Below are 14,396 nucleotides of genomic sequence, written 5' to 3'. Positions count from 1 at the left end.
TAGTAATTACTTATATTTTACGAGTTTCTGTCCGAAGTCTTCCCCGTAGAAGTACCTCACTATTGCCCTGTATATAGACCAGGCTACCTTCCTCTGGAACTCTGGGCTGCTGAGCTTTCTCGCCTCGTGGGGGTTTGTTATGAAGCCCGTCTCCACCAGAACGGAGGGTATACCCGGGGTCTTAAGAACAGCAAAGCCCGCCCTGTTTATTCCCTTGAAGAAGACGCCCTTGCCTATGACCCTCTTTAGCTCGTTGGAGAGCAGCCTCGCAAAGTAAACGCTTTCCGTCAGCGTCACGTCTATGGCGAGGTCTGCCAGAACCCTCTTCACCACGCCGGAGCGTATGTTCGCTGCATCTCCCAGGACGAGCTTGGCGTAGCGCCTGCTGTTGAGTATCTGGTGCTTCTTCTCAACAGCCCTTTTGTAGGACAGGGCGAACACCTGGGTTCCCCTGGCTCTCGGATTCTTACGGGGTGCCGCATCTGAGTGGATGCTTATAAACAGGTCAGCCCTGTTCCTGAGGGCTATCTCAGACCTCTTGTGAAGGGGTATGAAGTAATCCCTGTCACGGGTGAGTATGACCTTAAAACGTCCATCACGCCTGAGGAACTCCGCAACCTTCCTCGCTATGGCGAGATTTATGTGCTTCTCCTTTATTCCTCCGTAACCTATGGCACCCGGGTCTTTACCTCCGTGCCCTGCGTCTATCACAACTACCTTGTCCTCGTAGATTACGGGTTGAGCCTTAGCTTTCTCTATGATTGAGGCTATAGGATCCTCCTCTGGCTTCTTGCGGACACTCTTCAGCTTTTTCTTCACCGGCTTTCTGTCGTCTATAACCACCACCTTAGGCTCCTGGGTAGCCTTCGTCTCTTCACCGAGTATGCTCAGTATCTCTGCATAGAGGTCGTTGTCTTCCCTGTATATGTCAAGCACTATCCTGTTGGGGTCTCTCAGCTTGAAGTACTTCAAGGAGAAGTTCCTCTCGTAGTAGAGGACTACCCTCGTACCCCAGGGATGTCTTCCTACCCTGTACCTTATATCCGATGGAAGGTTCAGCCTCGCTACCCTCCTCTCCCCATATATATCTATGACTATCCTCCTCGGCTTCTCAAGTGTGAAGACCCTGAAGTCCCTCTTCTTGGTCAGGTGGAAGACTATCCTTATCTTCCCGTCGTATATGCCGTACTTCGTCCCCGTAACCTTCCCGAAGGGAAGGTCTATCAACAAGAACAGAAATAAAAAGAGACTAAAATTGGTCAAACTCTTTGGGGACATGAACCTCCTCCTGTGCCTCCTCCTTCTTGGTAGCCCACGGACCGAGCGGGAAGTTTATCATCACCGGGTTGGGTATGTCCGGCTGGTAGAGGATCATGCTTCCCTTCTTGAGCATTATCGCCCTCTGCCTGAAGTTGCCCGTCAGAAACTCGTACTCCTTGCTGAGAACTTCGGAGCTGTCAAGCCTTCCGGTTACCTTTATAGCTGCGTTTGCCACTATCCTCTTCTCCACCTCGCTCGCGGTCTGCTGAGCCCCTATGAGTATCACGCCCAAGCTCCTGCCCCTCTCCGCTATGTCCAGAAGTATGTCCTTTATAGGGCTCCACCTGTCCTTGGGAGCGTACTTATTAAGTTCGTCAAGAACGACGAATATTTTAGGGTAGGGGTTCCCGCTCTCCTCTTTCTCCCTGAATATCCTTTTGAGCATTGAACCAACCACAAACATCTTGGCGATGCCGTGCAGGTCGGATATGTCTATCACCGTCAAACGGTGCCTCTTCCAGTCTATAGGTCTGGTCTCGTGTCCGTGTATAAGGCTCCTGCAGTGGGAGGCAGCGTGGTGAAACCTCCTGAGGAAGGCGTAGGCGGTAGCCGTGGCGGCTGTGCCGAACCACTCCCTATACCTGTCAGGATCGGTCTTGCTCTCCTTATCCTCTATGACCTCCTGTAGTATCTCCCTCAAGCGGTCAAGGCTATCTATCTCCCTTCCGTTCTCATCGGTCAGTATGTCAGGGGGACTGATCCTGGCGAGCTGCTGGAGTTTTTCCGTGACCCTGTCTATTACGTAGTGGAGTGAGGAAGCGCCGTCGTCACCTTCGGCGAAGAGGAACCTCAGCAATCCCTCCTGAGCGAACTCCTTCATACTCCAGCAGTAAGGGCTGATCCCCTCAAGCCTGTCCTTTGTCGCGGGGACGTTGCTTCCAGGCATCTCCGGTGGTGCGAAGAAACCCACGTTGATGAAAGGCTTAGCCTCAAGCCCCATCCTCTTGAAGTCTTCCTCAAACTTTCCACCGAACTTCCTGTTCTTCTTGTCTATCCAGAGCAGGTCTTTACCCTTGACGTTGAATATGAGCCCGTGGATCCTGTCCCTGTCGTCCGCCCTCTGGAAGACCGAATATAGAAGGAAGAGGGCGTAAGAAGTCTTGGTGGCAACCCCAGACATACCCGATATGGAGACGTGGGCGCCCTCCCTTCCGTTAAGGAAATCGTAGTTCAGATAAACCACGTCGCCGCTCCTTGAGAGACCCACGGGTATCCGGTTCTTCATACCGTCGTAGTAAAGAGCCTTATCAAGCTCCTCTCCCTGCGCCCTGAAGGCGGGGTCTCCCGGAGTAGGGGGTATGTATATCTCCGGCTCTATCCTCGTTACCATAACCCTCGCCATGTAGGCTATGTTCGCTGGAACTATACCGCTGTTTACCAGCTGGGCGTCGTAGACGAGCTCTACGCCCTCAAGGTACTTCTGAACTTCGTGGACGAGCCCGTAAAACTTTATCTCCTTTGAGCTGCCGTCAATTCTGGAACGTACCATCACCACGTCATCAAGCTGAAGGTAGTTTCCGCTCTCCACACCAACCCAGAACTCAAGGGGGTCGGAGGGCTTTGTTCCCAGGACTATTCCAACCGGCTTCATGCTTCAACCTCCGTATATGTCTCTGAGTATCCTTTCCCCTCCCTGCTGTAGAAGGCTCTCTGCGAGCCTCTCTCCGAGCTCCGAAGCCTCTTCGGGTTTACCCACTTCCTCACCTTCAATAAATTTAAGACCTTCAAGGTCGGATATGAAACCTCTTACGGTGAGTGTATTCCCCTTCACCTGTGCGAAGGCTCCTATGGGAACCTGACATCCCCCTTCAAGCCTCCTTAGAAAAGCCCTCTCACACTCAGCCCTGACCCTGCTCTCTGGGTGGTTTAAGGGCTCTATCAACCTGAGAGTCTCCTCGTCCCCTTCCCTGATCTCTATGGCGAGGCTTCCCTGCCCCACGGCAGGTATGAAGTAGTCTAAAACCTCCGTCACCTCGTCCTCGTAGCCCATCCTCTTTACACCTGCGTAGGCGAGTATTATGGCGTCGTACATACCCTCCTTCAGCTTTCTGACCCTCGTATCCACGTTCCCCCTGAGAACTTCAACCTCAAGGTCTCTCCTAAGCCTCTTGAGCTGTACCTGTCTCCTGAGAGAGGAAGTCCCTACCTTGGCGCCCTCGCGGAGCTCCAACAGCTTACCTCCATCCCTTGATAGAAGGACATCGTGAGGCTCCTCTCTCTCCGTTATTGCACCGAGGGTCAAGCCCTCCGGTATGACCATTGGAACGTCCTTCAGGGAGTGCACCGCAAGGTCAATGCGTCCTTCCATGAGCGCCTGTTCTATCTCCTTCACGAAGAGCCCCTTCCCCCCTATCTTCGCAAGGGGAGAGTCCAGTATCTTGTCGCCCGTGGTGGTTATCTTTACGAGCTCAACCTCCACGCCCCACTTTTTCTCAAGGAAGCTCTTCACGAAGTTTGCCTGCCACAGGGCAAGCTTGCTCTTTCTCGTTCCTATCCTGACACGCATGAAAGCTATTATATGACCGAGCGTAGCTTGTCTTTGCTCAAAAACTTTGTATCATATTAAGCATGTTTCAATTCACAGAGGAACAGATAAAGAGGTATGCAAGACACATAATACTGCCCGAGGTTGGCGGACAGGGTCAGGAGAAGCTCCTGAAGTCCAAGGTTCTCGTGATAGGTGCAGGTGGTCTCGGCTCGCCGGCTCTCTTCTACCTCGTTGCCGCGGGCGTTGGAAAGGTGGGAATAGTTGACTACGATGTGGTGGACTTCTCCAACCTCCAGAGACAGATACTACACAACACCGACAGGGTGGGTGTTCCCAAGGTTGAGTCCGCAAAGCAGACCCTAAAAGCCCTCAACCCAGACGTGGAGATAGTCACCTACAACCAGATGGTAAACAAAGACAACATAATGGACTTGATAAAGGACTACGACGTCATACTTGATGGAACGGATAACTTCCCCACAAGGTTCCTCATAAACGACGCCTGTTATTTTGCAGGCAAGAAGCTGGTATCCGCCGCAATGCTGAGGTTTGAAGGGCAGTGTACCGTCTTTGACTTCACCGACAAGGAGAACTCTCCCTGTTACAGGTGTCTCTTTCCCGAGCCACCGCCCCCAGGTATGGTTCCCTCCTGTCAGGAGGCGGGCATACTGGGCTCCATAGGCGGGATAATGGGTTGTATACAGGCAACGGAGGCAATAAAGGTTCTCCTCGGCATAGGTGAGCCGCTGATAGGCAAGCTCCTAATAATGGACGCCCTGTCCATGGACTTCAGAAAGGTCAAGCTCAGGAAAGATCCCGAGTGTCCCCTCTGCGGTAAAGAACCCAAGATCAAAGAGCTTATTGAGTACGACCACACCTGTGAGGCGAGGTTTTAAGGTTCACCCTTGGGTAAGGTCATACTCAGTCTATACGTCCTCTTGAGCTTCCTAATATTCCTCTTGGGTTCAGCCACCATGTACTCCATATACCTCAAGGTGGGCAGCCTTCCCACTCAGCTATACCTGGTGGTAGTGATGTTAGGCTTCATGGCTCTGGTGTCCGTTTTCGTCTCCGTTAGGCTTAAAAGTAGGGTGTGGATCTCGGACTACTCCACCGCAGGCAAGTTGGCGTTTTTTGTCTCTGTGGGAGCGATGCTCACCCTCGGTCTTTACATGGGCGTTAAGCTATCGGACGCCTTCAACTTCCCAATTCTTTGGCAGAAACTCTCGTTGGCTCTCTTCTTTGCCATTTTGCCTCCCTTCTCTGTAATAGTCATGTTTCTATTCCTTCCCTTTGGCAGAACCGAACCCAAATCATAGAAAGGCTTTAACTTCTGTGAGAAAGTGGAGAACATGAAGATACTTCTCTGCGATTCAAACCTTATCACCGCCTCCAAGGTGGGATCTCTGCTCAGGTCTCAGGGCTGGGAGGTGTTCTCCGCAAGCAGGTGGAACAAGGTGAAGGAGATCCTTGATGAGAACGCGGACGTTTCCATCGCCTTCGTGAACCTTGAGGGCTTCGGCGGTGAGGAGGTAATGGAGAACATAAAGAAGGAATTCCCTCAGATAAAGGTGGTAGCCTACTGCGGTCACATGAATATCCAGCTCCAGGACAAAGCCCGCCAGTTGGGTGCTGATATGGTGGTGCCCAACAGCTCCGTGGCTTCTCAAGCTCACATAATCGCCAAAGAGGTCACCTCTTGACCCAAGTTATGGGTCCGTAGTATATCTCCGAAGCGCTCTGCCCTATCGCCTCCGAGAGGGAAGGGTGGCTATACATGGTCTTGGAGGCGAACTCCACGTCCTTGCTATCCCTTATCATGTGGACTACCTGGTGTATGAGCTCGCCCGCGTTTGGACCGACTATGTGGCAGCCCAGTATCTCTCCCGTGTCCTCGTCCGCCACTATCCTGACAAAGCCTTCATTCTCTCCGTCGTCCATAGCCTTCGGGTTGGAAACGAAGGAGGTCACACCAACCTTTACCTCGTAATCCTCTTCCTCAGCCTGATCCTCTGTAAGACCGACACTTGCCACCTCAAAGGCTGAGTAGATTATCTTTGGAACTACCCTGTCGTCCCTCTTCCAGTCCGTTCCCCCGAGTATGTGGTTAACCGCTATCTTCCCTTCATACATAGCCTTGTGAGCGAGCATGAGAGGAGAGGTTATGTCCCCACAGGCGTATATGTTGGGAACGCTGGTTTGGGAGAACTCGTTTACCTTCACAAAGCCCTTGCTATCCTTCTCAACTCCCACCTCTTCAAGTCCGAGACCTTCCGTGTTGGGCTTCCTACCGACCGCAAGGAGGATAAAGTCCGCAGAGACCTCACTTCCGTCGGTTAGCTTCGTTTTCACGCCGTCAGGCGTCTTTTCCCAACTCTCAATGGTGGTTTTAGTTCTGACGTCAACACCCAACTGCTTCAATTTCCTGCCTAAATACCTGCCTGAGTCCTCGGGAATGTCATCGGAGGGAAGTAGGCTCCTCTGGAGCTCTAACAACACCACCTCAGCCCCGTACTTCTTGAAGATGTAGGCAAACTCCACTCCCACGGCGCCACCGCCGACTATCACCACCCTCTTGGGAAGAGAGTCCAACTCCCATATCTGGTCTGTATCCACCACGTACTTACCGTCGGGAACCAAATCTCCCACCGCTACGGGTCTTGAACCGGTGGCTATAAGTATGAACTTGGTCTTTATGGTCTCCTCCGCACCCTCCACGAACACGGTGTTCGGGTCTTTTATCACACCCCTGCCGTAAACTATGGGAAGGTTTATCTGGTTGGCGAACTTCTTGAAGTTCTCCCTGATGGTCACGACCACGTCGTCCCTGCCCTCTTTCAGGCTTGCGTAATCTATCTCATGACCTGTTGGCTTTATACCCCAGCGCTGGGCTATCTCCATCTGGTCAAGGAGGTGTGCCCCGTGCCTCATGTATTTGGAGGGTATGCAACCCCTGTTAAGGCAGTTTCCACCCACACTCTCGGGAGACAGTTCCACCAGAACCGTCCTCATCTTCCTTCTGTAGGCGTATATTCCCGCTTCGTATCCTCCACTTCCCGCACCCATAACCACGAGGTCAACTTCCATCCTCAGCCTCCTGAAGCTTTTAAGAATATTATGATAAACCTAATCTTCCTAACCCACCCCCAGAGCTTGTGAGGGTGTAAATTAATCTCATGCACAGGAAGAACAAAGAGCTCGCCCAGATATTTGAAAAGATAGCGGACATACTGGAGTTCCTTGGGGACAACATATACAGGGTAAACTCCTACCGCAGGGCGGCGAACCTCATATCCGAACTTCCCGAAGACATAGAGGAGCTCTACAGGAGGGGAAAGCTAACAAAGCTTCCGGGAATAGGTTCCTCAACCCTCCTCAAGATTGAGGAGTTCCTGCGCACGGGAACGGTTAAAAAATACGAAGACCTTAGGAAGAGAGTCCCCGAAGACCTGCTTGAGCTGATGGACGTCCCCGGTATAGGACCAAAAACCCTGAAGGTGGCTTACGAGAAGCTCGGGGTTCGTTCCAAGGAGGACTTCATCAGAGCTCTGAAGGACGGCTCACTCGCCAAATTGCCCGGATTTGGTCCCAAGAAGGTTGAGAAGATCCTGAAGGGCATAGAGCTCTGGGAGAGCGTTCAGGAGAGGATACCGCTCATAGAAGCGTACCCCATGGCTCAGGACGTCCTTGAGTACATGAAGAGGGAGGAGAGCATAGAGAACATATCGGTGGCGGGTAGCCTCCGTCGTATGAAGGAAACGATCGGCGACATAGACATACTTGTAACGGCTGAGAGGAAAAACTGGCGCAGGATACACGAGTACTTCGTCAGATATCCGGACGTGAACAAGATCCTTGCTAAGGGAGAGACCAAGTCAAGCGTGGTTCTTAAAAACGGCAGGCAGGTAGACCTGAGAACTGTTGAACCTGAGAGCTGGGGTGCAGCCCTCCAGTACTTCACCGGCTCAAAGGAACACAACGTCAGGGTGAGAGACATAGCCAAGGAGAAGGGGCTGAAGGTTAACGAGTACGGCGTGTTCAGGGCGGACACCGAGGAGAGGCTCGGAGGGGAGAGTGAGGAGGAGGTTTACAGGCTCGTGGGTATGCAGTGGATCCCTCCGGAGATAAGGGAGAACTGGGGAGAGATAGAGCTCGCCCTTGAGGGCAAACTCCCTAAACTGGTGGAACTGAAGGACATAAAGGGCGACTTCCACATGCATACGAACTGGAGCGATGGCATAAACTCCCTTGAGGAGGTGGTTGATGCCTGTTACAAGCTCGGGTACGAATACATAGTCATAGGAGACCACTCCCAGAGCGCGAGGGTTGCAAACGGTCTGACACCTGAGAGATACAGAGAGCAGTGGAGATTGATAGATAAACTTAACGAGGTGTACAACCTGAAGGGTCTTTACATACTCAAGGGATGTGAAGTGGACATACTCCCTGACGGTAGCTTAGACCTGCCCGATGAGCTCCTTGAGGGCTTTGACTTCGTGGTAGCGTCCATACACTCAAGGTTCAACCAGGACAACACCTACAGGATACTCAAGGCTATGGAGAACCCCTACGTAAACCTCATAGGACATCCCACGGGCAAGGCTTACGGACAGAGGGAGGGTTACCCTCTGGACATGGAGAAGGTTATGGAGACAGCCTTGGAGACTGGGACAGCCCTTGAGATAAACACCTTTCGGACAGACCTCTCACCAGACAATATAAGGAGGTGCGTTGAGAGGGGCGTTACGTTAGCTGTTGTAACCGATGCACACGCGGTCAGCCACCTGCCCTACATTAAGGTGGGTGTTGGTATAGCCCGGAGGGGGTGGGCACCTCCAGAGCTAATCCTGAATACGAAGGATTTAAAGGGTATAAAAAGGTTCGTCTCTGAAAAGAGGAAAAGGCTCGCCAAGATGGGCTGATCAGTGGGTCGTGCAGACGGAACAGACGTCAAAGCTCCTGACAACTATCTCGGCTTTGAGCTCCGAGTCAAGCCCCAAGAGGGCTCTCTCCGCAACGCCGAGGTGCTCGGCGTCCCTCGGACCCAGATTCCACACGGTAGGGGTTATTATGTTATAGCTCCTTATCCTGCCCCCTTCTATCTCAAGCTCGTGTATGAGCGTTCCCCGGGCAGCTTCAACCACACCCACGCCCCGCCCGCTGAAGACCTTTTCGTCCACCGAAGGTCTGTTCCAGGAAGGCTCATCAAGCTTTATGCGGTGAAGGGTTCTCTGAGCCTCTGTAAAGAGCCTGACAGCCTCGTCCATCCTCGCAACTACCCTGACGAGAACAGAGCTTCCAAACCTTCTGAAGAGACTACCTATGACCCTGTTGCCGCTTACAAGCTGTCTCGCCAGAGGACCCGTTTCGCAGGGTAGCCCTGAGTACCTCGCCGCCTTAGACCAGGTGTAGGCAGAACCGTTCCTCCTGAAGAAGGTGAACTCATCGTTTTCGGAGACCTTATCTGCATCAAAGGGGCTGACACCTTCCCGTGTGAAGAAGCCACTCCTGAAGAGGGGCTTGAGCTCCCCGCCCGTTATGAACCTATCGTAACTCCTTCCTTCCTCGTGGAGGTTATGCTCTATGGCAACCTCGGTAAACCTACCCAGGTCACCACGTATATCCTTGAGGTAGTTCCTGCCCTTCAGAGACAGGTACTCCTCCAGAGGCATACCGAGGAGCCAGCTCTCAAAGAAAGTCTTTAACCTTTCCAGAAAGAGCTCAGCCTGTGAAAGCTCGTAGCCCGTCGGGTCACACACAACACCCCCGGGGACTGCGTAGGATGTGTGGGGCCACTGACCTCCGAAAAGGGCTATCACCTTGATCGGCATGTTGCTCGCCCTAAGAGCCTCTACCCAGGCTCTACCCCTGAGAGGTTCGTACAGCTCTGCGATAGAGGGTTCCAGCTTCACTATGTCCGGCAGAAGATACATGTAGAACCACCTCAGGTGGTTCTGGAGCATCTCACACATAAGGGTTAGCTTCCTTATCTCAAGCGCCTTGTCTGAAAGCTGGACGGGATATCCCTCACTGGAGTAGGCGTCTTCAATAGCCTTCACGCACGCCATAAGGTGCGCATGACCGCATATACCGCACACCCTCGGAACTATGACGAGGGCGTCTAAGAAGGGCTTTCCCTTTAACAGCCTCTCAAAGCCCCTGTAGTCCATGGCGCACAGGAAGGCATCATCAACCCTGCCCGACTTCCACAGGAGCTTGAGCTCAATCTCCCCCTCAACTCTGTTTAAAACCTTCCTCTCAATCTTCATCCATCAGCCTCTTCTTCAGCCTCTCGGGTGCAAAGGTCTTTGCCACGCCTGAGAGCAGGATATAACCCCTCTTGGACACACCCAGAGGCAGCTCCTCAGGTAGCCCCATAACGTGCTCTGTCTCAAGCATGTTCTCCCGGGGGAAGTCGTACTCCGTGCATCCCACGCAGGGCATACCAGCCCGCGTTTTTGAGCTTACACCGTTCCAGAGTATCCTGTTGCAGGAGGAGTGGGTCATTGGTCCCCTGCAACCGAAATAGTAGAAGAGGCAGCCTTCCTTCCTACCGAGCTCGGTAGCCTCAACCTTCCACTCAAAGTACTCGTTTCTAAGACAGCCGTGATGGGTCAGGTAGGCGTAGAGCTCCTTGGGTCTTCCCATGGAGTCCAGCTCAATGTCTCGTCCCGAAAGTATCTTGAGCAGAACGTAGGACAACCACGAGGGGTGGGCTGGACAACCGGATAGGTTTATCACCGGGAGACCGGAACCTGAGCGAAAGTTCCCACCGAGCACTCCCCCTCTGTGCTTAAACCTGTACTGTAAGCCCTTTACCTCCTGACTGTACTTCCCCGGAATGTTACCGAATACGGCACAGTTGCCAAGAGCTATCACGTAGTGAGCCTTCTTGGCAAGCTTTTTCAAGACCTTCCTCATCTCCATGCCGCAGAGACGACGGAGGTTCTTTCCCACCGCCCCCTCAAATATCAGGACATCAAGCTCCTCTTGCCCCTCAAGGATAGAGGGCACCACCTCCTCCTCACTCCTCTCCCAGCTCAAAAAAGGGCAGAACAGAACCTCAAACCTGTTCAGGATCTCGTCGGCAGAAGGGTCCTCAGCACACAGAAAGGACTGGGTATTCCCGCTGCAGGTAAGTCCCTGAAGCCAGAGAAGCTTCATGCTACCTTTATAATATGTTCTGCCTTATAAACTACAAGGGCGTAGATAAACCCCTTCCCTGGGATGGGCTCATAGTTGAGGTGGGCTTCGGTAGGGGTGAGTTCCTCCTGAAGCTCGCGAGAGATAACCCAGAAAAGAAAGTCCTCGGCTTTGAGCTTTCAGGCATATCCATAGAGAAGCTCCTGAAGAAACTCCGGAGGGAGGATCTCAGAAACGTCCACTGCACGAGGATAGACGCATACTGGGGCTTTCACTTCCTTCTCAGGGACGGCTCCGTGGAGAGAATTTACATCAACTACCCAGACCCCTGGTTCAAGAAGAGAGACTACAAGAGGAGGTTAACCACGCGGAAGAACTTATATATGTTCCACAGAAAGATGAGGCAGGGAGGAATCATAAGGATCAGGACTGACTACGGACCCTTTGCTGAGTTCAGCTTAGAGGAAGCGGAGTGGCTCGGTGGCTTTGATACAACCATGAGAGAGTTGAGCGTAAAGGAGCCCCTGACCAAGTACGAGCGCAGGTGGCTCTCCGAGGGAAAGAAGCTCTACGAGCTCACCCTGAAAAAGTCCGGAGAGACCAGGCCTGTGGAGACACCAAAGGTAAAGGAGGTGAAGGAGTTGTTCCCGGTAAAGGTTGAAGGCAGAACTCCCCAGTTTGACAGGCTTGAGAACGTTGAGGAGAAGCTTGAAGACAGGGTATACACGAAGTTCTTTCGCAGTTACACCCGGGAGGGTGTCTTTCTTATTGAGACCCTCCTATCGGAAGAGGGCTTTACCCAGAAGTTCTTCATAGAGGCGAGGCGTAAGGGAGAGCACTGGTTGGTGGACGTATCACCCCACAGCGAAGTCCTCAGGACTGAGAACTTGAAGAAGGTAGTTCAACTGGTCGCAGAGAGGGGGTTCAAACCATGAGCTCCCTTATACCCTCACACTTCATTATCTTGGAGAACACGGTGCTTATCACGTAGTCGGAGAGCTTGATAACCTCCGTCTGGAGCTTGTGAGCTATATAGAAACCTTCCCTGGGGAACTTCTCAAGGACATACTCTTCAACCTCTTTGCCGTTTATCTCTATGGTTTCCTTCTTGGATATCCAGCCCTTCTTATATCTGAACTGAGCGTTGTAGGATATCTGGTGGGCACCTCCAAGGGGGATGTCCCAGAGTATCACAGGATAAACGGTCATGCTGAGGTGGAGACCAAGTATGTTTATGTACTTGTATATCTTCAGCCAGTTGACCATACACCTGTCCTTCTCGCAGTCTTCAATCAGGTGGGCGTACTCGTCAAAGGCGAAGTGGTGTTCCAGTATGCACATAAACCTCTTCTCGTTCCTACCGAGCCATCTGCGCAGCTCCTCAAGCTGCTCCTCGTCTGCAGAGCTAAGGTTCGCAAGGAAACGCCTTATATCAAAGCTGAACTCCTCTACCTGTTCCATGGCACCGCCCCCTCTCATTAATATCTCCCAAAGTCTTCCTTCTTCAAAACTTTAAATTTATGAAGCTATAAAGGTGATTAATACCCGATAGCCTTCTTGGCAAGGAGGTCTTTAACAACCCTCTCTATACCCTCCGAATCTATACCCACCATGCTCCTGAGCAGGTTTTGGTTGCCGTGTTCTATGAATCTGTCAGGCACCCCGAGGTTAACAACCCTCTTGGCTACTCCCTTTCTGGCAAAGAACTCAAGCACACCTGTGCCGAACCCTCCCACGACGGTGTTGTCTTCAACGGTCAGGAAGAGGTCGTACCTCGCCGTGAGCTCCTCCAATAGCTTCTCGTCCATAGGCTTTATAAACCTTGCGTTGACCACCCCCACCCGTATGCCCTCTTTGTAGAGCCTTTCAGCAGCCCTGAGAGCCTGATATACCGGGTATCCCGTAGCCAGTATAACGAGCTCTTCTCCCTCAAGGAGCTCCTCCCAGGAGCCTATCTCTATCTCCTGGAAGTCCTCCGTGGGCACTCCGTAGGCTGCACCCCTCGGATAGCGCACCGAGAAGGGAAGTCCGCTCTTGACGGCCGTGTAGAGCAGGTTCCTGAGCTCCTGTTCGTCCTTTGGAGCCGAGACTACCATGTTGGGGACGCACCGCAGGTAAGAGAGGTCAAAAACTCCATGGTGTGTCGGTCCGTCGTCCCCAACAAGTCCGCCTCTGTCTATGGCAAAGGTTACGGGAAGCTTCTGAAGAGCGATATCGTGTATGACCTGGTCGTACGCCCTCTGGAGAAAGGTGGAGTAATAGGAGGCTATGGGTCTCATGCCCTCACAGGCGAGTCCTCCCGCGAAGGTCGCCGCGTGTTGCTCGGCGATGCCCACGTCAAAGAACCTGTCCGGGAAACGCTTTGAAAACTCAACGAGCCCAGAGCCTTCCCTCATAGCGGGCGTTATTACCACGATCCTGTCGTCCATCTCGGCGAGTTCAACGACAGCCTTACCGAAAACAGAAGTCCAGCTCGGAGGTGAGGGCTTCTTTATTATCTCTCCAGACTCTACCTTGTAGGGAGCTACGCCGTGCCACTTCACAGGGTCTTCCTCGGCGTGGGGGTAGCCCTTACCCTTCTTTGTAGCCACGTGAAGAAGGACGGGACCCTCAATGTCCTTGACGTTCTTCAGGGTCTTCTCAAGGGCTGCTATGTTGTGCCCGTCCACCACACCTATGTAGTTGAATCCGAGCTCCTCAAAGAGAACACCGGGAGATATGAGTCCTTTCAGAAACTCTTCGGTGAGCTTCATGAACCTAAGAGGTGTCTCACCGAAATGCTTTAATAGGCTCTTTATCCTCTGCCTTGACTCCTGAACGAAATGTCCGCTTATTATCCTGTTCAGGTAGGTGGATATAGCTCCAACGTTGGGAGATATGGACATCTCGTTGTCGTTGAGTATGACGATAAACCTGTTCGGTCTCAAATGCCCGGCGTTGTTCAACGCCTCAAAAGCCATACCCGCTGTCATGGCACCGTCACCTATAACGGCTATGACGTGGCTGTCGTCTCCCTTCATATCTTTCGCTACCCTGAAGCCAAGGGCTGCAGATATAGAGGTTGAGCTGTGCCCCGCACCGAAGGCATCGTAGGGGCTCTCCTCCCTCCTGAGAAAGCCTGCTATACCTCCATGCTGTCTTAAAGTATGGAAGAGATCCTTCCTGTCCGTGAGTATCTTCCAGGGGTAGCCCTGATGTCCTATGTCCCACACGACCGTGTCCGCAGGGGGAGAGAACACCCTAAGCAGGGCTATAGTCAGTTCAACAACGCCCAGCCCTGGACCAACGTGACCTCCGTTTTTTGACGTTACCTCTATTATGTAGTCCCTGACTTCCTGGGCGAGCCTCTTTAGGTCTTCTTCAGATAGCTCCTTGAGATCCTCAGGACCCTTGTATCTTGAAAGGAGTTCGTACTTCTCAAGCATAAGCTAAAAGTTATTTCCCT

13 protein-coding genes are annotated in these 14,396 nt (G+C 52.5%); 5 read left to right on the top strand and 8 right to left on the bottom strand.

Annotation, left to right across the window (positions count from 1 at the left end; all coding sequences use genetic code 11):
- Window positions 1-6 precede the first annotated feature (6 nt).
- The 3 genes from HG1285_RS12100 to hemC are packed head-to-tail and all read right to left on the bottom strand — an operon-like array spanning window position 7 to window position 3,835.
- The gene (locus tag HG1285_RS12100; protein WP_083793042.1) at window positions 7-1,278 is read right to left on the bottom strand and encodes an N-acetylmuramoyl-L-alanine amidase; all 1,272 of its coding nucleotides are present in this window, start codon (window positions 1,276-1,278) and stop codon (window positions 7-9) included.
- Entirely contained in the window at window positions 1,250-2,911 is a 1,662-nt protein-coding gene (locus tag HG1285_RS12105; protein WP_008286859.1) for an ATP-binding protein, read from the bottom strand. Before HG1285_RS12105 ends, HG1285_RS12100 begins: the two co-directional genes overlap by 29 nt.
- Before the next feature lie 3 nt (window positions 2,912-2,914).
- Entirely contained in the window at window positions 2,915-3,835 is a 921-nt protein-coding gene (gene hemC / locus HG1285_RS12110; protein WP_343122628.1) for a hydroxymethylbilane synthase, read from the bottom strand.
- 53 nt (window positions 3,836-3,888) lie between these two features.
- On the opposite strand from hemC, the gene moeB reads away from it, so the two are divergent.
- From moeB to HG1285_RS12125, 3 genes are read left to right on the top strand one after another with little or no spacing between them, the layout of a single operon-like run.
- Entirely contained in the window at window positions 3,889-4,704 is an 816-nt protein-coding gene (gene moeB, locus HG1285_RS12115; RefSeq protein ID WP_008286857.1) for a molybdopterin-synthase adenylyltransferase MoeB, read from the top strand.
- 9 nt (window positions 4,705-4,713) lie between these two features.
- Window positions 4,714-5,127: a hypothetical protein gene (locus HG1285_RS12120; protein ID WP_008286856.1), complete on the top strand. Its 414-nt coding sequence runs from the start codon at window positions 4,714-4,716 to the stop codon at window positions 5,125-5,127.
- Window positions 5,128-5,160: 33 nt separating this feature from the next.
- Complete coding sequence (locus HG1285_RS12125) at window positions 5,161-5,511, top strand: response regulator (protein ID WP_008286855.1); 351 nt, start codon at window positions 5,161-5,163, stop codon at window positions 5,509-5,511.
- Here the strand turns inward: HG1285_RS12125 and lpdA are convergent.
- Complete coding sequence (gene lpdA, locus HG1285_RS12130) at window positions 5,501-6,895, bottom strand: dihydrolipoyl dehydrogenase (RefSeq protein WP_008286854.1); 1,395 nt, start codon at window positions 6,893-6,895, stop codon at window positions 5,501-5,503. The genes HG1285_RS12125 and lpdA overlap by 11 nt on opposite strands.
- A gap of 89 nt (window positions 6,896-6,984) precedes the next feature.
- Between lpdA and polX the strand changes: the two genes are divergently transcribed.
- The gene (polX, locus tag HG1285_RS12135) at window positions 6,985-8,730 is read left to right on the top strand and encodes a DNA polymerase/3'-5' exonuclease PolX (protein ID WP_008286853.1); all 1,746 of its coding nucleotides are present in this window, start codon (window positions 6,985-6,987) and stop codon (window positions 8,728-8,730) included.
- Here the strand turns inward: polX and HG1285_RS12140 are convergent, their stop codons facing one another.
- A complete protein-coding gene (locus HG1285_RS12140) occupies window positions 8,731-10,077 on the bottom strand; it encodes a nickel-dependent hydrogenase large subunit (protein ID WP_008286852.1) in 1,347 nt (448 codons plus the stop codon). It abuts the gene before it with no gap.
- Window positions 10,067-10,972, bottom strand: a complete 906-nt coding sequence (locus tag HG1285_RS12145) for a Ni/Fe hydrogenase (RefSeq protein ID WP_008286851.1) — start codon at window positions 10,970-10,972, stop codon at window positions 10,067-10,069. Before HG1285_RS12145 ends, HG1285_RS12140 begins: the two co-directional genes overlap by 11 nt.
- Window positions 10,973-10,986: 14 nt before the next feature.
- Between HG1285_RS12145 and trmB the strand changes: the two genes are divergently transcribed.
- Window positions 10,987-11,886: a tRNA (guanosine(46)-N7)-methyltransferase TrmB gene (gene trmB / locus HG1285_RS12150; protein WP_008286850.1), complete on the top strand. Its 900-nt coding sequence runs from the start codon at window positions 10,987-10,989 to the stop codon at window positions 11,884-11,886.
- Here the strand turns inward: trmB and HG1285_RS12155 are convergent.
- Together HG1285_RS12155 and dxs are read right to left on the bottom strand one after the other, a co-directional pair.
- Complete coding sequence (locus HG1285_RS12155) at window positions 11,876-12,412, bottom strand: hypothetical protein (protein WP_157560506.1); 537 nt, start codon at window positions 12,410-12,412, stop codon at window positions 11,876-11,878. The two genes, trmB and HG1285_RS12155, sit on opposite strands and share 11 nt — an antisense overlap.
- Before the next feature lie 77 nt (window positions 12,413-12,489).
- A complete protein-coding gene (dxs, locus tag HG1285_RS12160) occupies window positions 12,490-14,376 on the bottom strand; it encodes a 1-deoxy-D-xylulose-5-phosphate synthase (protein ID WP_008286848.1) in 1,887 nt (628 codons plus the stop codon).
- Window positions 14,377-14,396: the final 20 nt, after the last annotated feature.

It is taken from the genome of Hydrogenivirga sp. 128-5-R1-1, assembly GCF_000171895.1.
This window is presented reverse-complemented; position numbering and strand designations above follow the sequence as displayed.

Coding starts and splice junctions, on each gene's coding strand:
- HG1285_RS12100 (WP_083793042.1), bottom strand. CDS start 1,278: ATGTCCCCAAAGAGTTTGACCAATTTTAGTCTCTTTTTATTTCTGTTC.
- HG1285_RS12105 (WP_008286859.1), bottom strand. CDS start 2,911: ATGAAGCCGGTTGGAATAGTCCTGGGAACAAAGCCCTCCGACCCCCTT.
- moeB (WP_008286857.1), top strand. CDS start 3,889: ATGTTTCAATTCACAGAGGAACAGATAAAGAGGTATGCAAGACACATA.
- HG1285_RS12125 (WP_008286855.1), top strand. CDS start 5,161: ATGAAGATACTTCTCTGCGATTCAAACCTTATCACCGCCTCCAAGGTG.
- lpdA (WP_008286854.1), bottom strand. CDS start 6,895: ATGGAAGTTGACCTCGTGGTTATGGGTGCGGGAAGTGGAGGATACGAA.
- polX (WP_008286853.1), top strand. CDS start 6,985: ATGCACAGGAAGAACAAAGAGCTCGCCCAGATATTTGAAAAGATAGCG.
- HG1285_RS12140 (WP_008286852.1), bottom strand. CDS start 10,077: ATGAAGATTGAGAGGAAGGTTTTAAACAGAGTTGAGGGGGAGATTGAG.
- HG1285_RS12145 (WP_008286851.1), bottom strand. CDS start 10,972: ATGAAGCTTCTCTGGCTTCAGGGACTTACCTGCAGCGGGAATACCCAG.
- trmB (WP_008286850.1), top strand. CDS start 10,987: ATGTTCTGCCTTATAAACTACAAGGGCGTAGATAAACCCCTTCCCTGG.
- HG1285_RS12155 (WP_157560506.1), bottom strand. CDS start 12,412: ATGGAACAGGTAGAGGAGTTCAGCTTTGATATAAGGCGTTTCCTTGCG.
- dxs (WP_008286848.1), bottom strand. CDS start 14,376: ATGCTTGAGAAGTACGAACTCCTTTCAAGATACAAGGGTCCTGAGGAT.